This is a genomic window from Paenibacillus sp. JT31N11 (assembly GCF_056269285.1).
This window is the reverse complement of sequence record NZ_JBWDNQ010000004.1, coordinates 558,029-581,364: the sequence shown is the minus strand read 5'-3', so window position 1 is coordinate 581,364 and position 23,336 is coordinate 558,029. Positions and strand designations below refer to the sequence as shown.

The 23,336-nt window shown below is 53.6% G+C and carries 17 protein-coding genes; 1 reads left to right on the top strand and 16 read right to left on the bottom strand.

Annotation, left to right across the window (positions count from 1 at the left end; genetic code table 11):
• Positions 1 to 69: 69 nt before the first annotated feature.
• The 16 genes from AC0YNV_RS18395 to AC0YNV_RS18320 all read right to left on the bottom strand — a co-directional run bounded on the left by AC0YNV_RS18395 (position 70) and on the right by AC0YNV_RS18320 (position 21,474).
• The gene (locus AC0YNV_RS18395; protein WP_475769328.1) at positions 70 to 843 is read right to left on the bottom strand and encodes an SDR family NAD(P)-dependent oxidoreductase; all 774 of its coding nucleotides are present in this window, start codon (positions 841 to 843) and stop codon (positions 70 to 72) included.
• A 76-nt stretch (positions 844 to 919) separates the two neighbouring features.
• Positions 920 to 1,675, bottom strand: coding sequence for an IclR family transcriptional regulator (locus tag AC0YNV_RS18390; protein WP_475769327.1), 756 nt, complete (start codon positions 1,673 to 1,675; stop codon positions 920 to 922).
• Between the two features lie 378 nt (positions 1,676 to 2,053).
• Positions 2,054 to 3,631 (bottom strand): glycoside hydrolase family 2 protein, encoded by a 1,578-nt coding sequence (locus AC0YNV_RS18385; protein WP_475769373.1) that lies wholly within the window; start codon positions 3,629 to 3,631, stop codon positions 2,054 to 2,056.
• A 12-nt stretch (positions 3,632 to 3,643) separates the two neighbouring features.
• Positions 3,644 to 3,802: a hypothetical protein gene (locus tag AC0YNV_RS18380; RefSeq protein WP_475769326.1), complete on the bottom strand. Its 159-nt coding sequence runs from the start codon at positions 3,800 to 3,802 to the stop codon at positions 3,644 to 3,646.
• Positions 3,803 to 3,820: 18 nt separating this feature from the next.
• Positions 3,821 to 5,446, bottom strand: a complete 1,626-nt coding sequence (locus AC0YNV_RS18375; RefSeq protein WP_475769325.1) for a beta-galactosidase — start codon at positions 5,444 to 5,446, stop codon at positions 3,821 to 3,823.
• Positions 5,443 to 7,869 carry an alpha-L-rhamnosidase-related protein gene (locus tag AC0YNV_RS18370; RefSeq protein WP_475769324.1) on the bottom strand — a complete coding sequence of 809 codons (2,427 nt, stop codon included), beginning with the start codon at positions 7,867 to 7,869 and terminating at the stop codon, positions 5,443 to 5,445. The genes AC0YNV_RS18375 and AC0YNV_RS18370 overlap by 4 nt, the downstream gene beginning before the upstream one ends.
• A 215-nt stretch (positions 7,870 to 8,084) precedes the next feature.
• Positions 8,085 to 8,969, bottom strand: coding sequence for a carbohydrate ABC transporter permease (locus tag AC0YNV_RS18365; RefSeq protein ID WP_475769323.1), 885 nt, complete (start codon positions 8,967 to 8,969; stop codon positions 8,085 to 8,087).
• A 21-nt stretch (positions 8,970 to 8,990) separates the two neighbouring features.
• The gene (locus AC0YNV_RS18360) at positions 8,991 to 9,890 is read right to left on the bottom strand and encodes an ABC transporter permease (RefSeq protein WP_475769322.1); all 900 of its coding nucleotides are present in this window, start codon (positions 9,888 to 9,890) and stop codon (positions 8,991 to 8,993) included.
• Positions 9,891 to 9,953: 63 nt separating this feature from the next.
• Positions 9,954 to 11,696, bottom strand: a complete 1,743-nt coding sequence (locus AC0YNV_RS18355) for an extracellular solute-binding protein (RefSeq protein WP_475769321.1) — start codon at positions 11,694 to 11,696, stop codon at positions 9,954 to 9,956.
• Between the two features lie 99 nt (positions 11,697 to 11,795).
• Positions 11,796 to 13,541: a sensor histidine kinase gene (locus AC0YNV_RS18350; RefSeq protein ID WP_475769320.1), complete on the bottom strand. Its 1,746-nt coding sequence runs from the start codon at positions 13,539 to 13,541 to the stop codon at positions 11,796 to 11,798.
• Between the two features lie 364 nt (positions 13,542 to 13,905).
• Positions 13,906 to 15,534, bottom strand: a complete 1,629-nt coding sequence (locus tag AC0YNV_RS18345; protein ID WP_475769319.1) for a response regulator transcription factor — start codon at positions 15,532 to 15,534, stop codon at positions 13,906 to 13,908.
• A gap of 200 nt (positions 15,535 to 15,734) precedes the next feature.
• On the bottom strand, positions 15,735 to 16,958 hold the full coding sequence (locus AC0YNV_RS18340) for an enolase C-terminal domain-like protein (RefSeq protein ID WP_475769318.1): 1,224 nt from the start codon (positions 16,956 to 16,958) through the stop codon (positions 15,735 to 15,737).
• A gap of 25 nt (positions 16,959 to 16,983) precedes the next feature.
• Positions 16,984 to 17,829 (bottom strand): phytanoyl-CoA dioxygenase family protein, encoded by an 846-nt coding sequence (locus AC0YNV_RS18335; protein WP_475769317.1) that lies wholly within the window; start codon positions 17,827 to 17,829, stop codon positions 16,984 to 16,986.
• A 52-nt stretch (positions 17,830 to 17,881) separates the two neighbouring features.
• Positions 17,882 to 18,832, bottom strand: coding sequence for a carbohydrate ABC transporter permease (locus tag AC0YNV_RS18330; protein ID WP_475769316.1), 951 nt, complete (start codon positions 18,830 to 18,832; stop codon positions 17,882 to 17,884).
• On the bottom strand, positions 18,826 to 19,752 hold the full coding sequence (locus AC0YNV_RS18325; RefSeq protein ID WP_210037384.1) for an ABC transporter permease: 927 nt from the start codon (positions 19,750 to 19,752) through the stop codon (positions 18,826 to 18,828). Before AC0YNV_RS18325 ends, AC0YNV_RS18330 begins: the two co-directional genes overlap by 7 nt.
• Before the next feature lie 87 nt (positions 19,753 to 19,839).
• Positions 19,840 to 21,474, bottom strand: coding sequence for a type 2 periplasmic-binding domain-containing protein (locus AC0YNV_RS18320; RefSeq protein ID WP_475769315.1), 1,635 nt, complete (start codon positions 21,472 to 21,474; stop codon positions 19,840 to 19,842).
• A gap of 528 nt (positions 21,475 to 22,002) precedes the next feature.
• On the opposite strand from AC0YNV_RS18320, the gene AC0YNV_RS18315 reads away from it, so the two are divergent.
• Positions 22,003 to 23,142 (top strand): GntR family transcriptional regulator, encoded by a 1,140-nt coding sequence (locus AC0YNV_RS18315; RefSeq protein ID WP_475769314.1) that lies wholly within the window; start codon positions 22,003 to 22,005, stop codon positions 23,140 to 23,142.
• The last annotated feature ends 194 nt before the right edge of the window (positions 23,143 to 23,336 follow it).

Below are 23,336 nucleotides of genomic sequence, written 5' to 3'. Positions count from 1 at the left end.
CAAGATTCGATGTCGACTATGCTCCCCGAGTCTGCTTCGTGATCAATCGGGGGCTTTTTGAACTTCCTCTTAAGCGTTTTTGCCGAATACGACTCCTCCGTCAACATAGAGAGGCGACCCCATGACAAACTTGGATTCGTCAGAGGCAAGGAACAGCGCGGCCTGGGCCACATCCTCCGGACGGCCAAGCTCTTCGCTGAGCTGGCGTTTCTTCAGTCCCGCGATCGCCTCGGCTGGATCATCGTACGATTTTTTCAAATAATCTTCAACAAATGGCGTCATAATCGTACCCGGAAGCAGGGCATTCACACGGATATTATAAGGGGCATAATCCACCTGCATCGACTTGGTCAGGGCAAGGACCGCTCCTTTGGTCGTCGCATAGGATGCCCGGCGGGCAAGTCCGACCTCGGCGATGCATGAAGACATGTTGATAATAGAACCGCTGCGCTGCTCCATCATATGCGGGATGACATACTTGCTGGGGATGAACACGCCGCGGATGTTGACGTTCATGACTTTGTCCCAAGCCTCCGGCTCGATCTCATGGAGCAATCCAACGCCGCTGATGCCGGCATTATTGAACAGCACATCAATGCGGCCAAACTTGGCAATAATCTGCCCCACCATGGCCGATACTTCGCCGGGATTGGTCACATCGGCCTGGATGAAAATCGCTTCGCCGCCGGCTTCTTCAATTCCCTGAACCGTTTCCTTGCCGTGCCCGGCGTTCAGATCGTTGACAATAACCTTGGCGCCCTCACGACCAAAAAGCAGCGCTGTGCTTCTGCCAATACCCGAACCCGAACCGGTGATGAGGATGACTTTGTCTTGCAGTCTCATGTGGAATACCTCCTAGTGTCTGCGGATACCCGCAGAAATGTAGCACTTCAATTCCGGGAGCAACTCCCGTGCCCTGCTAATTCAGGCCCGAGAGCCGCTTTGCCAAATCCACGATCTCACGCTTGGTGTCTGCCGCCTTGTACTCCCACTGATGAAGCGGCATGGAGCAGCTGACGCTGGCGATTATATCGCCGACAATGTTATAGATCGGGGCTGCCACACAGCGAAACCCTACAACGGATTCCTGATCATCAAGCGCAAAGCCCTGCTGGCGAATCTGCCTGAGCTGCTGGAACAGCTTCTCGCGGTCTCCGATGGTGTTCGGCGTCTGCATGGTAAGCGCTCTCTCGGGATAAAGCCGTTTCCATTCCGCTTCGGGCAGCTGGGCGAGCATGACTTTGCCCAAAGCCGTCGTATGAGCGGGCAGGCGCATGCCGGGCTCGGATTGCAGCCGCACCGGCGTAAGCGCCTCTACCTTGCCCAAATACAGAATGTGATCCTCAATCCGCCGGGCTAACTGGATCGTCTCCTGCAGCCGGTCCCTCGCTCCCGCAGCCTCGCTCTGAAACCGGTCATTCAGGTCGAACTGCTTGACCAAGGAGGACCCCAGCACCGCGATGGCTTCGCCGAGCGAATAGGTGTCGTCGGCACCCTTCTTCACCCAATTCAATGTCTCCAGCGTGTGCAGCAGCGAGAACATGGAGCTTTTGTTGATGGCGAGCTGCCTGGACAGGTCAATCAGCTTGTATTTCCCGGGCTCAAGCGATACGACGGACAATACGCGGTCCGCTTTCTCCAGAGCGGGCACCCAATACTTTCGTTCCTCTGTCACCTGATCGCCTCTCACCTGTAGGTTTATTATAATAAACCAATTTCTATATAATAAACTCCTTACCTTAATATATCGCGATTCAGGCCAATCTTCAAGTCAATTATTTGTCTAAAAAGCAGGATGGTGCCTGAAAATGCAGACAACCGAAATATTAATGGAAACCAAACTACCGGCTCTTGTCCTTCTATCGTTCGGTTATCTCCGCCTGTACGAGCTAGCCATCCCTCTTAGGAGCATAGTTCCCAAACATAGAAAAAGCCGCCTCACTCTTGCAAGCTCCGGCAGCCTCCAGCTTCATATTTCAAACTAAAATTATACGCCTTTCAAATTGAATTGTACGTCTTTGAGCTAATTCAATCTTTCATCAATCCGCCGCATCTATTCCTCATGAAATAATCGCGATAAGGTCCGGTACCCTTCCTTCTCCTTGCGGTCAATCGTGACTACGCCAAAGGGGCCATATGGAGCGCTCCATTTCAGGCTGCCATCCGAATCGTAGAAATCCCTTCGGTGATAATAATCCGCCCAGCTCCATACGATCCCGCCCTGAATTCCGGCGTTCCCGATGGCCCGCCACACGCTCTCCAGATAAGCGGCCTGGTACGTTTCGGAGAAACGCTCATTACCCCGCAGTCCCAGAATGCCATGCGTGCCGAATTCCGACATCAACACGGGCTTATCCGGATACTGGCTGGCCGTTTCCCGCAAATGCTCCTCGGTCGGGATTCTCACAACCTCGTCGAATTCGGAAATATCAAAAGCAAGCCTGCGGTGGAAGAACACGCCGTAATACAAATTGACACAGACCAGATCGGCTTCCTCGAAGGCATGATGCCCGCCCGAGCCCGTCGTCGCAAACGTCACCAGCCGCGTTGTATCCAGCTCCCTCGTTCTGCGGATCAGCCTCCGCATCGCCGCGATGCCGACCTCCCTGTTCGTGCCGGACTCGTTGCACATGCTCCAGGCCATAATACAAGGATGATTGCCGTCGCGCTTGACCATCTCATCCAGAGCGGCCTGCGCTTTGTCGATAACCTCTGGAATATACGGGCGGTCATCCCATTCGGACAGCCACCAGTTCAGCGGGATTTCCGCCATATACAGCAGACCGATCTCATCCATAATGTCCAGATGAACAGGGGCCTGCGGATAATGGACGCGCACCAGATTCGCACCCATGGCCTTGATTTTCAGCAAGTCCCCGCGGATCAGCTCCTCCGGGACGCTTGGGCCATAGCCGTCATACTCGTCATAGCGGTTGACGCCTTTGATGATCAGCGGCTTGCCGTTAAGCAGAATGGTGCTTCCCGCCGTTTCAACCGTTCGGATGCCAAAGCGTGCCTCCAATTCATCCAGGGAAGTTCCGTCCGCCGACAGCATCGCCTGCAGACTGTACAGATGCGGGCTGTGAAGCTCCCATAGTTGCGGATCTGCCAGCCCGCATTCCCATGATACGATGACCGCTTTATTGGGAAGGCAGCTGACATGTACAGGCCGATTGGAGTCAAGTCCAGCACCCTTGATCTGAATGGTCAGTTCACCCTCGAACGCATCATTTGAACCGTTCACCACTTCCGCATTGCAGTGCACAAGAGCGGCTCCGGTCTCCGTGAGAGAGGTGCGGATACCAAGAGATGCCACATAAACCGTAGATGTTGTCTCCAGAGCAGCCTTCTGCAGAATCCCCCCGTACTGAATCCATTCCACAACCCGGCCGCCGGGAAGCCATTCCTCGCGATGGACATTGTCCACTTTGATGACAATCTGATTGCTGCCGTCCGTCCGCAGATAAGGCGAAACAACAAATTCAAAGGGCAAATAAGGTCCGAGGTGCTCGCCCAGATAGATGCCGTTCAACCAGACCCGAGCATGACCGCTGACGCTGTTAAAAACAATCCGCTGCAGAGAATGGGGCTCTGCCAGCTCCCCCGGTATTTCTGCCGCATACCAGCCGATTCCCTCGTACCCTCAGAAGGCCTCCTGATAGAAATCCCATGGCCCGGGAACCTGAACGGACATCCAGCCTGACTTGTCATAGGCTTGCTGGAACCATTCCTGTCTCTCGCCTCTATCATTCTGGTCAATCTGAAACTGCCACCCGGGCAGTTCAATAGCTGTGCGCTGCATGTCTGTTCCTCCTGTATATTAAGCTTCCAGTGCTGTCTCTATTACTTCCAGCCATTCTTCCTGCGATGCGTCTCTGGCCAGCAGCCAGGTCTGCCCTTGTCCGCTCTTGTGTGTCAAATATACAGGCCGCCGCTCCGGGATGCCATCGGTGACAAAGTTGTTCTCATGCCAATCGAGCAGCTCCCCGAACAGTCTCGGAACCTCTGTCAAATAGACATTCCTGTCATCCTTACGGAACAGATCGGCTGTCACAATCAGCTTGCCGCCCGCGTGCACATAGGCAATCAGGCGCTGCTCCAGCAGCGGGTCATAAATCGTATGAAGCGGCACGGCGATCAGCTCATGCTGACCGATTTGATCGGCTGAATAGAAAATATCGATCAGTCCGGTGTGAGCCTCATATAACGTCTTGTACACGGTATTGACCGTATAATCCGTGTAATTCAGCCGGTCTCCGACCGAAAGCTGGTAGCACCAGGAGCTGTCAAAATGGTAATACAGCCCTATCCTCGCCGGGGCTGCACCGCTTGCTACACTCAGCTCTGTGTCTGCGCCATGCTGCTTGATATACTGCTGCACCGCCTCGTAATTCGGGCCCGGCTCCCCGGTTATCGTCAGCAGCTCGGGACCGCCCCTGGACTGCTCCTGTCCCCATGGAAAAGGCTTCATCTTGAACAGGAAGAAGCTCTCGCAGCCTCTCCCCTGAACGAGCGTAAGCTTCGCTTCCAGCTCCGGCGAGCTTGCTCCAAACTCCATGATCCAGAACGGCTTCGACAGGACGCCTCTGCTCGCATCGCAGTAAAAGGCAATCTCATACGGCTTGCTGCTATAGATATCGATGCCTGCCACATCAAGCTCGGCAAACATCTCCGCCCAATTGACGTTATCGCCCCAGCTGAACATAAAGGCATTGGTCGTAATCGGTCGCGCGCCGATATACGGCCTTAAGGCCCGGGCCTGCAGCCTCGCGAATTGAACCATGCCGTCCGAAGAAAACCGGGCAAACTCCAGCTCCAGACTGGGATGATGCCACATCATCACATCGGAGCTCACAGGCCCCGGCAGCGGAATCTGGCCGAAGCTGTGATAATGCTGGGACCAGAATGCCGTCCCCCAGCTGTCGTTCAGTGCTTCGATCGTTCCATACTTTTCGGCCAAATACGCATGAAAAGCCTGTTTCGCGCATGCTCCGTAATCGTATTTGGTTTCGCCGCCAAATTCATTATCAAGCTGCCAGGCAACGACGTTCGGATGACTGCCGTAACGCTGGGCCATCAAATTCACGATGCGCAGCGAATATTTCACATATTGATCCGAAAAATATGAGCGGTGCTGGCGGGCGCCGAAGCCGACTGTCCGGCCATCCTTGTGGACAGGCAGAATGTCCGGATGCTTCTCTGCCAGCCAGATCGGCGGACAAGCCGTCGGCGTGCAGAGCACTACCCCGATGCCGGATTCGGCGGCCAAATCGATAGCGTCGTCCAGCCATTTCCAGTCAAACTGCCCGTTCTGCGGCTCCAGGCTGGACCAGGCAAATTCTGCGATCCGGATCGATGTGATCCCGGCATCAACCAGCTTGCGGTAATCGACCGCCCACTGCTCCCTGCCATGATGCTCCGGATAGTATGCAATTCCCACATTCATTGTTCGTCCGCTCCATTTCTGTCAAGGTCTGCTCGTTTATATGTGCACACCAATTCCAGCGATCGTGCATCTTCCACATGCCGGATCTCGCCGCCAGGCATACGGATCGTTGCAGGGATGCCCGCTGGCGCGTTGATCCGGATAGCAAACTGATCCGCTTCGAGTCTCCACTCCACCTCCACAAGCCCATGGGGAGTCGAGGCGCTTCCTTTTGCCCAGCGCAGAGGTCCCACAACAGGCGAAATTTCGATTGCCGCAAAACCCGGCTTCAGCGGCTTGACGCCTAGAATTTCCGCTGGGAATTCATACAAGGGCAGAGCCCCCCATGCGTGGCAATCGCTGCGCTCCGACACGGGATCCTCCACCCAGGCCGTCAAATGCAGATCCACCTGCTCCCGCCAGGTATCCCACAGCTCAAAAGTCTTCTCGTACAGACCCGTCTTGGCAAGCGTGCGAAACAAGTAGTAGGACATGGCGCTGGATACCTTCGCCATTGCTGCCGTATTACGGTCAAGCATGCGCTCCGTTAATTCCCGGGCATCCGCCCCTTCGACCGTACCGGAGAGAACCGCCCACAGCTGGGCATGCTGGCTGTAGGCTTCAACGGAAGGGCCGTCGCGGAAAAGCTTCCGCTCCCCTGACCAGCAGTGCCGGCGGACCGCTTCGCGGATGGTTTCCGCCCGGACCCGGTATTCCGCTCCGGTATCCTTTCTCCCGGTCCATTCATTCAGCTCCGCCGCTTTGACAAGCGCATCCGCATACATCAGGCTGTATACCGTCATAGGACCCGACCTTCCAGCCTGCGGCGCACCGGCATTATCCTTCCACTCCATCGTCCAATCGACGAACGACCAGTAGCCCTCCGGAATCTGTCCGACAAGCCCGCTCTCGTCTCGGCGGTCCTCGAACCAGCCAAGAACGGCATCCATACCCGGACGGTACCGCTTCACCAGCGCAGGATCTCCGAAGTGGCTGTAATGGTCATAAACCATCATGAGCCAAAACAAAGCGAATCCCGGGATAACCTGCCTCGAAACAGAAGGATACCGGCTCTGCAGCATGCCGCCGGGAAGCAGTGAACTGTGAAAGTCGCGGATCGTTTTACGTGCCAGACGGTCATCCCCACTGACGGAATACGTGAACAAAGCCTGAAGACGGCTGTCGAGCTCATACTGCATCTGCTCATAATAAGGCGTATCCTCGTAGGTTTCGTGCATGCAGCCCCGCAGCGTATTCAGGCTGATCTCCCACAGAGGACGAAGCGTGGCATCGGAGCTGTCGAAGCTGGCAAGCTCCTGCAGCGGATAGCCGCTCTGACGATAATCGACTCCCGCCAAAACAACCGGCTCATCCGCTGCCTGAAGGGTCAGACGGATGAAGCGGAAACCGCGCCGGTGAAGCGGCTCATACACCTCAGCGGAGGACAGCGGCTCGTTGCCGCTTCCAGCCAGCGTATAGTGATCCTCGAACCCGTAGAGCGCTTTTCCTTCCATTTGATCCCGGATCCCCTTGCGCCTTGAACCGTCCGCGCCCGGCGGAAGCTCGTAGCACTCGGCATACAGAATGGAAGCCCTGGCCCCCTTCCCGCCATAAAAAGCCACACGCGGAAATCCGCTCGTCATCCGCGAGGTATCCAGCTCCACCGTGAGCCGTCCTCCTGCCGGCAGCACCAAACCCGCCAGGCTCTCGGGCGCTTCCCCCTCAACCCAGCTTCGTTCCCCGCACTTGCCCTGCATAATCCGGGTGAATGCCCTTACGGTTTCCCGCATGGGCGGAATCGTCCGCTCCGTCAGCTGCCAGCGGGTCAGCTGTCCGTACATGGGGTCCAGCACATCGCTGACCACCACGGCTGCGGGCCAATGTCCGTCCGGGAAATCCTTGTTCTCGAAGCCAATCGGCAGCTTGGCTCCGTCGACGCGTTCCCCTCCGCCGATAAACAGCGTGAACGTTTCCTTCTCAAAGGCGAAAGCGCCCGTTTCCAGACACAGCGCCTGCCAGCGTCCATCCGTACTGACATCTTCAAGCCGATTCCCATCGTTATTCTCAAGGCAACCATCCAGCAGGAAACTGCCCATATCCGACCGCCATACGGATGCCGGGCCGGAATGCCCCCCATAATGAATCACCTGAGCGGCCCATACGTTCCGGCCGTCCAGCAGTTTATCTGTCACATCAACGACTTCATAATAATGAATATTCATGTCGCCTTTGCACGGCCCGCTTGAAACCGCTTCTCCGTTCATCCATAAGCGATAGCGGCTGTCGGCCGAAACACTCACGGTCAATCGGGCATTATTATTATCGGAAACATGAAAGCTGCGGCGAAAACAGGCAATCTGCGGTTCATTATTCCCGGCGGCATTCTCCTGAGAGGAAGCCTGCGGCCAGATCCATTTGGCCTGCCATTTGCGGTTTTCTTCCATTCTAACCAATCATCTCCCTTGTATAATGCGAGTGAAATAATCTGGCTCCCGCCTGCTCAGCCCGTCAATCACCGGACTTTAGCTATCGCTTTTAAAGTATCACGGTGCCATCCAATTTGCCGGACTTGCCCTATTTCAAAGCAAAAGGGGCTGCCAGGCAGCACCACGCTCCAGGCAACCCGCTTGCTTCGAGTCCTCTTGTCCGGCAGGCTGCGCTACTCCTTCACGCTTCCCATCACAATGCCGCTGATGAAAAACCGCTGCAGAAACGGGTAAACCAGAAGTATCGGCAGCGTTCCGAGGAAGATTTGCGCCGCTTTGACCGTCCGGTTCGACACCTGGCCCAGCAGGGTCAGATCAGTGACTGTCAGACGGCTGAAATCCTTGGTCACGATAACGGTCTGCAAATAGCTTTGCAGCGGATAATTATCCGGAGAATTCATATAAATCAGCCCCGTAAACCACTCGTTCCACTGAAAAACAACGGAGAACAGCGTCACGGTAGCCAGCACCGGCATCGATACGGGAATGACGACCTTGAGCAGCGTTTTCCAGTGGCCCGCTCCATCGATGAAGGAAGCCTCCAGCAGCTCCTTCGGCAGTCCGCGGAAAAAATTCAGAATGAGAATAATGTTGAACACATTGACTGCGCTCGGGATAACCAAGGCCCAGATCGAGTCGATCAGACCCGTCTTCTGCACAATCACGTAGGTTGGAATAAGTCCGCCATTGAACAGCATCGTAATGACGAAGGTCCATACATAGACGGTGCGGAAGCGGAAATCCCGGACCTCCTTGGACAAGGCATAGGCGACCAATACGCCCAGCAGCATATTCAAGGATACGCCCAGCGCCACCCGCTTCAGCGTCACAATGAAGGATTTGAGGAAAGCCGGCTCATTGACGACGAACGAATAGGATTTGACCGTAAAATCGACCGGCCACAGGCCGACCTGGCCCGCCGTGGCTGCACTGCTGGAGCTGAATGAGATGGCCAGAATATGGACCAGCGGAAATATGCAAAGCAGCGCCAGCAGGCTTAGTGCGGTATAGTTGCCGATTGTAAAAATTCTTTGACTGAGCGTCTTGTTCTCAACCAAGTCGCACCCCTCCCTTTGCTGCTAGAAAATACGATAGTTGGCGAACCGGAAAGCGAGAAAGTAAGACCCCGCTATGAAAATAAGGGAAACAATGGATTTAAACAGTCCCACGGCTGTCGCGACGCTGTATTGATAGTCCAGCAGCCCCAGCCGGTAAACGAAGGTATCGATAATATCTCCGGATTCGTATACGACCGTGCTGTACAGATTGAATACCTGATCGAAGCCGGCATTGAGCACATTGCCCATGCTCAGCGTAGCGAGCAGAATGACGACAGGCATCATTCCAGGCAGCGTAATATGCCAGGTTTGTCTTCTCCGGTTGGCGCCGTCCATGACAGCCGCTTCATAGAGAGCGGGATTAATGCCGGTCAAGGCAGCCAGGTAGACGATGGTGCTGAAGCCGAATTCCTTCCATACGTCCGAGATCACAAGGACGAACGGAAACCAGTTGTTGTCGGCCAGGAAGAAGACCGGCTTAAGACCGAACATTCCCATGACCTGATTGATGATCCCTGTTGACGGGGACAGCAGATCAATCATGATTCCGCCCAGAATGACCCAGGACAGGAAGTGGGGCAAATAAACGAGCGTCTGTACGGAACGCTTGAACTTGCGTACGCGGATTTCGTTGAGCGCAAGCGCCGCCGCAATCGGAACAACCTGTCCGGCAATAATTTTCATCGCGGAAATATACAGGGTATTGCCCACAACGCTCCAGATATTAGGCAGATGGAACAGGTACTCGAAGTTGTCCCAACCGACCCACTCCGATTTCAGGAAGCCGAGCGTCGGATAATATTTCTGGAAAGCGATAATGATGCCCAGCATGGGGCCGTAGCTGTATACGAGCACTAGTGCGAGAGCCGGCCAAACCATGAGATGAAGCGGCAGCTCTTTTCTCCACTGCGGAATTTTCATATTCGGTCCTCCTGTCCAAAGCAATAAGGAGAGGGATGACCCTCCCCTTCGTGCAGCCTGATCTTATTTGGCATTGCTTGCTGCATACCACTCATTGACTTCTTTGGTGATTTGATCCCCGCCAAGCTGCTTCCAGTCCGCGACGAATTTATCGAACGCATCCGGCGAGGCGGCTCCCATGATGATTTTGATGAAGGTTTCGAATTCCTGCTGTTTAAGGAAGGAGCCCTTCTCGACCATCGTTGGCGTAGGCGTCCCGTAAAAGGCATTGGATACGACCCGGTCGTTCTCGTTGTAGGTTTTGAGTATGGCATACGCGCCGTTCTCGCCGAAGATCGGGTTCAAATACCAGCCCGTAAAATTCGTGCCTGCCGTGGCTTCCTTCATCTGGTCATAGTAGCCTTTGAACTCCTCGTTCAGCTTGGAGGTGTCGCCGGTTTTCAAAGCCTCGGTCACCAGCTCATGCGCGTTGATGTTGGTATCCATCGTGAACGTCTGGATCACTGCGCCGCCGAATACCGGAATTTTCTTGTCGCCTTCCGTAATCGTATGATATTTGGAGGATTCGGCATTTTCACCGTAAATCTTCTCGTAGTAGAAATTCAGCATCTTGACGATCGCTTCCTTATGCTCCGTGCCTTTCTTGACAACATAGAAATGGGCCGGTACCGGCTGTGGAATATACGCCTTGGCCGGCTGGTCGTCAACCGATACAAGCGGATACGGCATCCATTCGGCATTCTTGTCGCGCTGCTTCAGATCGTTGAGCGGCCAGGAAGCGTTCCAGAATTGACCGAAATGCAGGCCAATCTTGCCAGAGGTTTCGGATTCCGCAACCTTCGTACCATCCTTGACGGCGAATTCCGGATCGATCAAGCCTTCCTTGAACATGCTGTTCAGGGCGATCAGCCCTTCCTTGACCTGCGGCTGGATGCTGCTGTAAACCAGCTGGCCCGTCGCTTCATCCTTCTGCCACATCGTCACATCCGTGCTGTACGGGTAAGCATGATAGGCGGCGAAGAAGCCTTCTACGCCTGCAAATCCGTCATATACATTCTTGCCGATCGCAAGTCCGAACGTGTCCATCTTGTTGTTGCCGTCGGGATCGTCATTCGTAAAAGCGCGCGCGATGTTGATGACATCCTCCATCGTTTTCGGCGGTTCAAGATTCAACTTCTCCAGCCAATCCGTCCTGACCCACACCAGCTGCGCTCCATCGGTGCCTCCACCCGAGGTCGTATTGGGAAGGGCCATCAATTTGCCATTGCTGGAGGCTGCCTGCATCATAATGCCGTTATTGGAATTCAGGTTGGCCTTCACGGCATCCGAAGCATATTGATCGAATACGTCGGTCAGATCCTCGACCATATCGGCGTCGATCATCATCTGCAGCTCGCGCGCCGACACGTCCATGATGTCCGGCAGATTGCCCGAGGCAATCGCCACGCTCATCTTCTGGTCTCTGACCTCGGGGGAGCTGCTGGCCACCCACAGGTTCTTCACTTTAATGCCGAGCTGGGCCTCGTATTCCCTTCTCCATACATTGTGGTCAATATCGTCCCCTTGGGGATAGACCGGGTTTTCCATCTGGAATGCAACCGTTGTCAATTCAATGGGCGGGTCGTATTTGGCCATGGGATCTGTCGGAGGAGTCGCTGCAGCATTGCCGGTATTCTCTTCCCCGCTTGGCGGGGCAGCTGCTTCCTCTTGATTGTTTGTGCCGTTGTTCGAACAAGCCGCTATCAATACCATCATACAAGCGAGCAGGACTGCAAGCGTTCCCTTGAACCTCTTTGCGCTTTTCAATGTTAATCCCCCTGTCGGATCCCGTATTGTTCTACATCTCCCATTATGCGGAATACGGCGGCAAACGGACAGATTCACAATTGCACATATGTTGACTTCTTATGACTTCTTGGGGCCGCGCATAATCAATATGGTCACCTTCAGTCCTCCGAGAGCGCTTCGCTCCAGGGTAATGCCGCTCTCCTGGTCGAAGACAAGCTGAATGCGGCGGTGCACATTAATCAGACCCGTCGTTTCCATCTGATCGTCGCGAACGCGAAGCTTGCGCCGGAGTTCCTCCATGCCGGCATCATCCGGCGACCTGCCGCTGTCCTCAACGCGAATGATAAAGCTTGCCTCATCCGCCTCGAAGGATACCGCGATCTTTCCGTTGCGAACAACATGCTCGAGCCCATGGTTATACGCATTCTCCAGAACCGGCTGCAGGAACAGCCGCGGCACCGGCAGGTCAGCCACGTCCTCCGGCAGCGGGTCGAATTCCACCCCGATGCGGCTGGAGAACCGGATGCCCTGAATGTCCGTATAGGACTTGGCATGCCTGAGCTCCATCGTCATCGGAACCTGCTCGGCCGCTCCGCGGGTAATATATTGAAAATACTCGCCCAAATGCTCGCAGAACAGGATTACCTTGTCGATATCATGCATCTTGGCAAGCCGGTAAAGCGTAAAATACGTGTTGTACAGGAAATGGGGGTTAATCTGGGACTGGAGCTGCTTGAGCTCCGAGCTCTGCGAGCGGATCTTCTGTTCGTAGACCTCATGAATCAGCACCTTGAGTTGATCGACCATGGAATTGAACTGCGTATAGAGATAGGAGAACTCGTCGCCTCTCCGGGTGACCGGCATTTTCTCCAGGACCCCTTTCTCCACCTTGCGCAGGGAATGGACGAGATGGCTCATCGGACGGTGAATCACCCGATAAATCCAGGCCGAGAATATAAAAATAACAACGATCGAAATAATGGAAAGCATCCAGAACCAGCTGCCGTAAGCGGACAGCTTGCCCAGCACCTCTTCCTCCGGCACATAGACCGCAAGCGACAGATCCTTCTCCGCTCCGGTCCGGTAGGAAATCAGATAGCGGTCATTGTCGTAATGGTAGGGATAGACGCCAAGCTTGCTTTCCGGAGGTTCATAGGAGGCCTGGATCGCTTCATTCAGAGTATCGTCCGTGCCGCTGGCCAGCGACCAGTTCTGGTTGCGGTTCCAGAGAATCGCTCCCCCGTTCCCGTAGGTGGAGAACTGCGACAGCTCATGCCTGATCGTATCGACGTTCAGCTCGATGCTGAGCGCGTAGGACGGTTCTTTGTCATAGAAGCCGTAATAGGGATAGGATAAGACAATAAACAGACGGCTCTGCCATTCCACAATAGCAGCTCCCCCTGTAGCGGAAGCCTTAACCACCATGCCGTATTCGTCCGCCGGCAGATCGGCTATTATATTTTGCGAGGAAATCACCCGGTTAATGGTTGGAATATAGGCGCTTACTTTACTGATCAGGGCGCTGGAAATCTGGATCATCGACAGCTTTTCCTGGATTTTCAGAATACGCTGGGTCATCTCGTAGCTGTCCAGCACGGAACCGCCGAAGCTGATGCTTTGCAAATCCTTGTCGTCAATAAACTCCCGCTGATGCTTGCTCATCCGGTCGATCTCCGTGCTGAACGAGTCCATGAATTTCTGAACGCTGGCTTCCATCTGTTTGGACAGCTCCTCGCGCACGCTCTCCTTTCCCTTCTGGTTAATAAACAAGCTGAGGGTGCAAAGCGGGACGATGACCAGCAGGAAGACGAAGACGATCTTCGGATAGATGGTCAGCTTGAATCGGCGTTTGACAAGTAACATACAGCCCCTCCACATATCAAAATAGCTTTCAAAAAGCGGCTTTTAGAAGTCCGGTGAATAACAGGCGGAGCAGGCGGAAATAGTCTGGAGAAGCGTAAGCTGAAAGCTTTCGCTAGAAAGCTGCTTCGTAAGCATCCACTTACGACCTTTGTACCCCGAATTTAACCGATAAAAGGTGACAAAGCGATTCACGTTGTTTATTGTGGATCGCTTTGCACCAAAGGTATTCAAATTCAAAAATTCTGGGGTACAACAGCGATCTCGACAAGTGACAAGCGATAGACATGCTTGTAGCACTTGCGAGTATCGGAAGACGTTTCCGTATGCGCAGCATGTCCTTTTCACCGGGCTTTTTGAATGCCTCTCAGACGGATTTCTCCCGGTATTCGATGGGCGTCATCCGGGTCAGCCGCTTGAAGAAACGGGTGAAATAGGCGGAGGATTCAAAGCCGACGGCCAGGGCAATATCATGCACCTTGCGGTTGGTTCCTCTGAGCAGTTCCTTGGCCCGCTCGATTCTCACATGAATCACATAATCGGTCAGGGAAACGCCGGTCAGCTTCTTGTACAGCCGGGACAGGTAATAGGGGTTCAAATAAACAATCTCCGCCATACGGGTCAGCGACAAGTCCTCAGCGATATGCCGATGCACATAATCCTCAATCGTCTGCACCACATCGCGGTACGGTGAGAATTCGGATTGATTGCGCAGCTCAAAATAATGCGCAGCCAGCTGCAGAAAATAATCCGCCACGCTCTTCCAGTCCGGAAAGGATTTGTACTCCACGCAGCGGCCCAGATCGATCTGCCTGCCAATATCCCGGCTCAAGCCGGAGCGGTTGATGCATGTCATGAAGGTGGAGGAAAGCGCGAGAAAAATCTCCTGCATCGTGTACGTATTCCCGTCCGTATTCTCGGTCAGCCCGGTCAGAAAAGCCGCCATCGCTTCGCGGAATTTCTCCTGCTGGCCGCTCTCAAGATAAGCCTCCAGCTGCTTGAGCGCAGGGGCGTAAAATTGATTTTTGCCCGGAGCTCCTTCGCTATGAAGCGGTTCGCAGTACTGGGAGAGCATCATCTCGCGGCCCATGCCGATGCCGTAATTAATCTGCCATTTCATGCGAAAATAAGCCCCGGTCAGCTGATCCCACTGGGTCTCCCGCTCCCCGATCAAGAAGGAAGCGCTTACTTTTAGCAGCTGATAGCTCTGCTTTTGCGTCATTTCCAGAATCCCGCGGATCAAGCGGCGCAGGCCGTCAGCGTCCTGCGGTTCTCTGGATTGCAGCATCCACACCCATTGATCGCTTTCATACTTCACCTGCACAATAAGAAATTTCGGCGCCAGATATTCCTCGGCAATATTGTTGATCGCAAACAGCAGCAGCTCCTTGTCGGATAAGGAAAGCTCCGGCTGCCACTTGTCAACCTTGCCGGTCACAAGCAGAACGGGACGGTCTGTCAACAGGGGAATCTCCAGCTGCTCCAGATTGCGCGGGGTCACATCGGCAGCGGTCCGCGCCCCTTCCAGCAGGCCGGTCAGATACACCTTCCTCAGCATGGGGAGGGCGACGCTCATGCTGCCTTTTGCCTTGAGAATCAGATCATTCAGCTTCCATTCCTCGTCCAGCTCCCGGCAGGCTCGCTGCACCGCCTGCAGGATCTTGGCATCGCCTTCGGTCTTGAGCACATAATCGATGCTTCCTCCGCGAACGGCCTCTTGAATATATTTGAATTCATTATAGCCCGTGAGCATAATGACCTTGCAGTGCGGCCAGGTCGCTTTGGCATGCTTCAGCACCTCAAGACCGGAAATTTCCGGCATATGAATATCCGTCAGCAGAATATCGATCTGGGTATTGTTAAGCCGCTGCAACGCTTCTTCGCCCGAGTAAGCACGGTACAATTCAAGCTCGACGGTTTCCATGTGCTCGCCGAACATCTCGAATAATCCGTCCGCGATAATCGGCTCATCATCTGTAATTAGCAAGCGGTACATGGTTCACCATTCCTTTTTCTGATTTGAGCACCTCATTCTCTCATATGGATATAGGGTCGTCAATTACAGATGTTAGGGGATCGGCAGAGCGGGAATAGGTTGGATAGGCAGGAAAAAAGAGCGCCAGAAGCTCCTTATTAAGGGAACTCCAAGCGCTCTGTACGGTTAACGGTTATTTACGTTTGGGCAGCTGATTGCGATTAAGGCCTGACAATGGTGCCGTCCGCCTTGCGGTCTATCGGGTACGGCTTATGGTACATGCGGGTTTGCAGCTCGGGATTTACGAGCTTCGCCGCCTTCTCTTCATCGATATCGACGCCCAGCCCAGGGCGTTCATTGGCGTAGAGGTGGCCACCCTTAAGCACTGCATGACCGGGAAACGCATCAAGCTCCTCTGCTCTGAACGCATTATCTTCCTGGATACCGAAGTTCCAGACCGCCATATCCAGATGCATGGCCGCCGCCTGGTTCACCGGATCGTTATCCCCGCCTTCCTGCCAGGCCGTGCGGACGCCGTGCGCTTCCGCGAAAGCCGCGAGCTTGCGGCAGGCCGATATGCCGCCGCCTTTGGACACGCGGACCCGGATATAATCGATCAGCCGCTCCTGGATAAGCGGTATCCATTCATGGGGGCTTGTGAACAGCTCTCCCATCGCCTGCGGCGTCGTGCTCTGCTGCCGGATCGAACGGTACCAGGCGATCTGCTCGGGCGGCAGCACATCCTCCAGGAAGAACAAGCGGTAAGGCTCCAGCCGCTTGGACAGCATGACCGCCCCCTGAGGGCTGAGATGCTCATGCACATCATGCGTGAATTTGGCATCCGGACCAAAATGTCCGCGGAGCTGCTCAAACATATTGGGAATCGCTTCCAGATAAGCCTCTTCATCGAAAATAACCTTGGCCGGCCAGGCATTCGTCGGCCGCTTCGCCTGATCGGCGGGGATGAAGCCTCCCCCGCCATAGCTGCCGAGCTGGCAGCGGACCACCGAATAGCCCTCCTCCCTGTAGCGGGTGATGCTCTCCGTCAGCTCGGAGATATCCCTTCCGCTTGCATGCGCGTAACAGGGAACCGCCGGACGGCATGGACCGCCGAGCAGCCGGTACACCGGCATGCCCGCTTCCTTGCCTTTAATATCCCACAGCGCCATATCGATGGCGCCAATGGCAGTCATAAGTGCCGAACCGTTGCGCCAATAACCGCTTTGGTACATGGACTGCCAAATATCCTCGATCGCCCCGGCATCGCGGCCGATCAGCGTCGGCGCCAGCAGCTCCTCGATAACCGCAGCTACGGCGCCCGGATTGAAATAATCATTCGCCGATCCGATTCCATACAGTCCATCCTGATCCGTCTCGACCTTCACGATCGACCAGCTTGCATCGTGACGCGTCCGGATCAGCCGGATCCGTTTGATCTTCGTCATCTCACCCATCCTCTCAAAGTTACCGCTACTTGAGCTTATCTACCGGATAATAAGGCGGCACCGGCTGCGTATAGGTGTCGCGCGCGAACTTGATTTGATTGGGCGTCCACTGCGAATAGAACAGACGGGTATCGTGGTCCTCGCTCATCGCCAGCACCTCCGGCACCGTCGCCCAGTTCGTCAGAGGGTAGCTCGATGCGCGGGAATGATAATTATGCATCGTCCGCCGGCCATGCGTGCAGTCGTCCCTTCCCCCTTTGCGGGTGTGATAGGTTGTAATATTATACAGCACCGCAGTTCCCGCTTTGCCCCGGATCGGAACCTCCTGATATTCACTTCCCTGCTTCTCCTTCGCTTCATCCAGAGAGCTGTACATATGGCTGTTCGGGACCAGGCAGAAGGCCGGGCAGCATTCATGGACATCCGACAAATAATAAATGACGCAGGTGAACGTGCTGATATAGGGATTTTCGGGATCGTAGATCATCCCTCCCATCGTGCCGTAATAGCTGATATCGCGGTGGAATTTCATCTCGCTGCTGCTCGCCCGGTCAACCGATACATCCCGGAAGTCGAATTGGGCGAAGCGGGCCTCGCCGAGCAGCACCTCCTGAATCAAAGGAAAAATCTTCGGGTGACGGATAAACTTATCCATCTCCAGCGGATGCTTCCCGAGAAAGCTGCCCGTGCCGACAGCGCCTTCCATCGGCTTATGCCACAGTTCAGGCGATTCCTTGAGCGAAGCCTCGACCATCCCGTTCAAGTAGTCAAGCTCCTCCTGTGACAAAGCATTCGGGATGACGGCGAAGCCATTCTCCTTGTAATGCGCCAGAATTTCCTCTTTTGTCGTTTGATAGGCGGTTACAGTCATAATTCACTAACCTCTCTTTCATATGTTGAGATTCAAATGTGGGAATGATGGATTAACCTTTGACGGAACCGAGCATGATGCCTTTGACAAAGTACTTCTGCAGGAAGGGATACACGATCAGAATCGGAACGATCGCGAATATAATGGTTGCCGCCTTGATATTCTCCGGCTGGACGATCAGCCGGCTCGAATCATTCAGCGTGCTTGTATCCTGTGCTCCCATATTCAGCATATTGAAATCGATAATGATCGAGCGCAGCACCATCTGAAGCGGCCATTTGCTGTTATCGCTGATGAAGAACAGACCCGAGAAGAAATCATTCCAGTGCGCCACCGCGTAGAACAGACCTACCGTCGCTATGACCGGCTTGGACAGGGGCAGAATGATGCTCCATAATACGCGCAGATCTGAGGCCCCGTCGATCCGGGCGGATTCCTCCAGACTTTCCGGGATGCTCCAGAAGAAGTTGCGCATCAGTATCAGGTTGAAGGGAGCGACCAGCTGCGGGATTATAAGCACCCAGATGCTGTTGAGCAGCCCGATATTTTTGAGCAAAATGTACATCGGGATCAGGCCAGCCCCGAACAGCATCGGAATAATCACGATCCACAGCAGTATCCGGTAGCCCGGAATATGCGTCTTCGACAGTCCGTACGCACCGGTTGCAGTGAACACGAGATTAAGGAAGGTCCCCACCACGGTAACGAACACCGTGATGCTGAAAGCCTTTAACAGAACCTCCGTGTTGAAAATATATTTGTACGATTCCAGCGTGAATGATTTGGGCCACAGCATCATCGGATTTTTGTAGATTTCATGCGCTTCGCTGAAGGAAATCGCCCACACGTTAACCATCGGCATCAAGGTAATCAGGCCCGATGCGATAAGGATGAGATAGATGAGACCTTGCGCCCACCACGGATTCGCGTCCAGGCTTCTGCTTCTCCCGTTTAAGTCCAGCTCCTTGATGGGCTGCGCTGATTCGGCGGTTTGATCTACCATAACGATTTCTCCCCCATCCTGCGAATGATCGTATTGGCCGTAATGATGAGGATCATGCCGATGATGCCTTTGAATAAACCGACTGCAGTCGCGAGCTCGAATTGGGCCTGCAGAATGCCCAACCGGTACACATACGTATCAATGATATCTCCGACGTCGTATAGGGCAGGATTGAGGAACATGAAGATCTGATCGAAACCGGCATCCAGTATGCCTGCCAGCTGCAGGCAGAAGAGCAGGGCGATAATCGGCCTGATTCCCGGCAGGGTCACATGCCAGATCTGCCTCAGTTTGCCGGCGCCGTCGATCTTGGCCGCTTCATACTGCTGCGAGTCGATGCCTGCCAGGGCTGCCAAATAAATGATCGCGCCCCATCCGAATTCTTTCAGAATGGCCGTAATGACTATAATCGTGCGGAACACGTCAGGATTGGTGGTGAAATTGAACTTCTCCAGCCCCATATTCGTCAGCACGAGATTGATGATGCCGCTTGGTCCAATGAAATTGTAGATGACCCCGGCGAACACAACCCAAGAGAGAAAATGCGGGAAATAGGTGATCGTCTGGATGGAGCGCTTGAACCAGAAGCTTCTCACTTCATTCAGCAGCAAAGCGAACAGGATCGGAACCGGAAAGCCGAATAGAAGGCGGTACAAGCTGATAATGACCGTATTCTTGAGCAGCTCCGGAAATTTATCCGATGTGAACATCGCTTCAAAATGTTTAAAGCCTACCCACGGGCTGTCCATGATGCCCGCAATGATTTTAAAATCCTTGAACGCAATCGTAATGCCGTAGAAGGGCGCGTAAGTAAAGATGGCAAAATAAACAATGGTCGGCAGAATCAGAAGGTATATAAATCGCGACTTCCAAATCCGTGTACCCAGCCTATTAGGAGCATAGACGGATTTCGCCCTCATGAAATCATTCCTTTCCTTCTTGCGGACATGCCGGAAATATTCTGGAACAGGCCCGCAGCTGAAGCCTATTCCAGAAGTTCTGGCCCATTAATCTACATAATTCGGTTCCGACTTATTCGTTTGCAGTTCATTGAACTCATCGATGATTTTCTGCTGGCCCGCATCCAGCCATTTCTGGCGGGCTTCCTTGTACGCTTCCTTGGTAAGATTCATATCGGTCAAAATACTCCCGTCCACCTTGGCCATATAGTCCTCCCAGATCTGAGGGCCGATTTCCGCATTGGTCGGTGACATTACTGTTGGATCCTTGAAGTCGTTATAAGGCGTCGCCGCATATTTCTCGAACATGCTCTTGAAATATTCGAACTTATCCTGAATGCCTGCTCCGATGAAGTTCAGCTCCTGCGCTTCCCAGTCCAGCTTCTCGCTCATCGGGTCGAGGAACTTCAGCGGTTCGATCTGGGCGGCTTTATAGTCGGCTTCCCGCTCTTCATCGGGAATCGGCACTTTTCTTCCTTCCGGATCTACCGTATAGGTCTTGCCTTCAATACCGTATCTTCTGAAGTCGGACCCTGTAGTTAAGGACCAATTCAGGAATTCAAAAAATTTCGCTGCCTTATCCTTCGCCTTCACATTGACGTAGAACCCTCTGTCCTGCGGAAACACGACTCGCGTTCCGCCCTGCTGGCCATCCGGTCCGGTCAGAGGAGGCATGATCTTGATGTCTGCATTCGGCTCATTCTTCTTCAGATCGATATAAAGCGATTGAAGATTTCCGCCAAGAATGACTGCTGCACGCCCGGCTTTAAATTTCGTCTCCCCGAAGGAAGCATCAGGATTGACGCCGGCTTCCTCGTCGAACAAACCGCGTTTCTTCAAATCCTGCAGCCAGAATTTGAAATCCAGATTCTCCTCCTGCATTTCCGGAGGGACGATCTTGTTCGGATCCTCTTTGGAAGGCGCCCACCCGGAGGTTGTGCCGAATGATGTGCCCAGATCCTTGGCTGCCCAGAATGGAATCGTATTCCCATGCGTCATGGGCACAATCCCTTTGCCGCTCGCCTTGATTTTCTCCAGTGCCGCTTCGAGCTCGGCAACGGAGGTCGGTTCTGCTATTCCAAGCTCCTCGAATATATCCGCACGATAGTTAATAAAGAACGGGACAATCGGATAGATCAGATTCGGGATAAAATAAATATCGCCTTTGTCATCCGCCATTTTATCCCAGATGCCTGCCGGCACGGCATCCTTGACGGCGGGGAACTGATCCAGATATTCATTGATTTTCAGGAAGCCGCCCTGATCCTGCATATCCTTCCAGAACGGATCGACCGGCCCCTTACCCCAGATGACGTCAGGCATATTGCCGCCTGCTGCGGTTGTCTTGATCGTCGCATCGTAGTCCACGACGGGAATGATTCTAACATCAATGTCTACATTGCCCTGCTTGAATAATTCCTTCTCATAAGCGCCGCCCTTGGTATAGGTAGCCGGCCCCCATGTCGGTCTTGAATAAGAGAATTTAAGCGGTTCCGTATCGCTGCTGCTGCCCCCGTTATCGCCGTTGTCTTCAGCTGCAGCCCCATTCGTATTTCCCCCGGCTGGCGGTCCGGAATTATTATTCTGTGTGCAGCCAACGATCAGACCAAGCAGCATGACCGTTACCAGAGCCAACAACCCAACCTTCTGCAATCGTTTCTTTTCCGTCATCTCCCGATTCATGTTCGTCCTCCTTCGATAGGTTTGGTTAACAAACGCGGCAGCCCCCCTGTTGTTCGAAACCGGTTTAATTTATGAAATCTCCCGGGTTGGGAATTTTCAACGGCTTTAAGAATGCGCTTACAAAATTGCTGTTAATAGTGCCCCTTTTCATTGTCGGGGGATGTGAAAATCTGAGTATGGGTACGCTTACAAAAGGTTGAAGACTGCTATCTGTGAGGATAAGACTGAGGCGTAAGTTTCGGATTGGCTACTTGGTATGATTGAATCATGTTGTCATGTTATATGGCGGTTATTCATGATCTTGGTATGGATAATATCATTACAAGTAACTCGTTGTAAATGATGGTTTAGGGTCCATTATTGCTTGAAATCGATGCAATATCGCCCTTTATGTTCCATTTCGTATCATTTTCTCAATTTTCTAACTATTTTGCAGTCTAATCACCTAGTGCTCTGGCAACCTTTACAAATTATATATCAAACTATAAGATGATATATAACAAGCAAAATATGACATGAGGTTACAAAATGGAGAAAACCGTTCAACATTTATCGCTCTACGAGCAGATCAAGCAGCATCTGTTATCGGAGATTCAGGAGGGGCATTGGAAGACCCATGACAGGCTTCCGTCGGAGAATGAACTGACCAAGCAGTTCTCCGTAAGCCGGATCACCGTTAAGAAGGCGATGTCCGATTTGGTCGAGCAGGGTGTCATTTACCGGGTGCAGGGGAAGGGTACGTTCGTATCCGAGCCGGACGCAGAAGCCGCTGCGGACATGGTGCCTGTTCGCTTTTCGGAGAAGAGATCAGTGGCGCTGCTGCTTCCTTTCATCAACAACCAGCATAACGCGCTGTTACTGAATGGTGCCGAGCATATCCTCTCGCGGGCGGGATATTCCCTGCTGCTTTGCAATACGGAGAATTCCGTCGAGAAGGAAGAACGCATCATCCGGGAGATGGTTGAACGCGATGTAGCCGGCATGATCGTGTATCCTGTCGACGGCGAGTCATATAATCGGGAAATTTTGCAGCTTACCCTGGATTCGTTCCCGCTTGTCGTCATGGATCGATATTTGCGGGGAATCGACACGAACTGCGTGTGCCCGGATAATATCAAGGGGGCCCAGGACGGCGTCAACCATCTGATCTGTCTTGGCCACCGCAATATCGGCTTTCTATCCACAACCATTGCCGGCACGAGCAGCGTCGAGGACCGCTTGACCGGCTACGAGAGAGCGCTGGCGGAGCATAATATCCCCATCGACCACCGTTACCGGTATGTCGACATCGAGCTCGGAGAGCCTATACCGATTATCAAGAAAATCAGGTCATTCCTGGACCGGAATCCCGAAATAACGGCCATTTTCGCGATCAATCCGGGTATTGGCCTGCAGGTCATCAAGCTTGCTTCCGAGATGGGCATCCGCATTCCGCAGGACTTATCCCTTATTTTCTTCGATGACTTCGAGCTCTCCGAATTCCACAGCGTCAGGCCGACCTTCATCAGCCAGGAAGAAAATGTGCTCGGCCAGGAGGCCGCCAAGCTGCTCATCTCCGTCATGGAGAATCCCGAGCAGCATACCCAGAAGCTGTTCTTCCCGCCGAAGCTGGTCATTAGGGACTCGACCGCGAAGCCGGGGGTTCTGGTGATGGACAGCAATGATTAGGAGCGGGAATGGGGAAGCCCCAAGAACCATTGAGGATGGTTCTTGGGGCTTTTTTGTTGATCGGCTTTTCCAGCAGTCGGTTGTTTCCCCCTGGTCTATTATTATTTATTGATAAGAGGATTCAGGTATCTTAATCAGATACAATAATTCCTTTCCCATTAGTTATCGCTTTAACAATGGTAATCTTAAGTAAT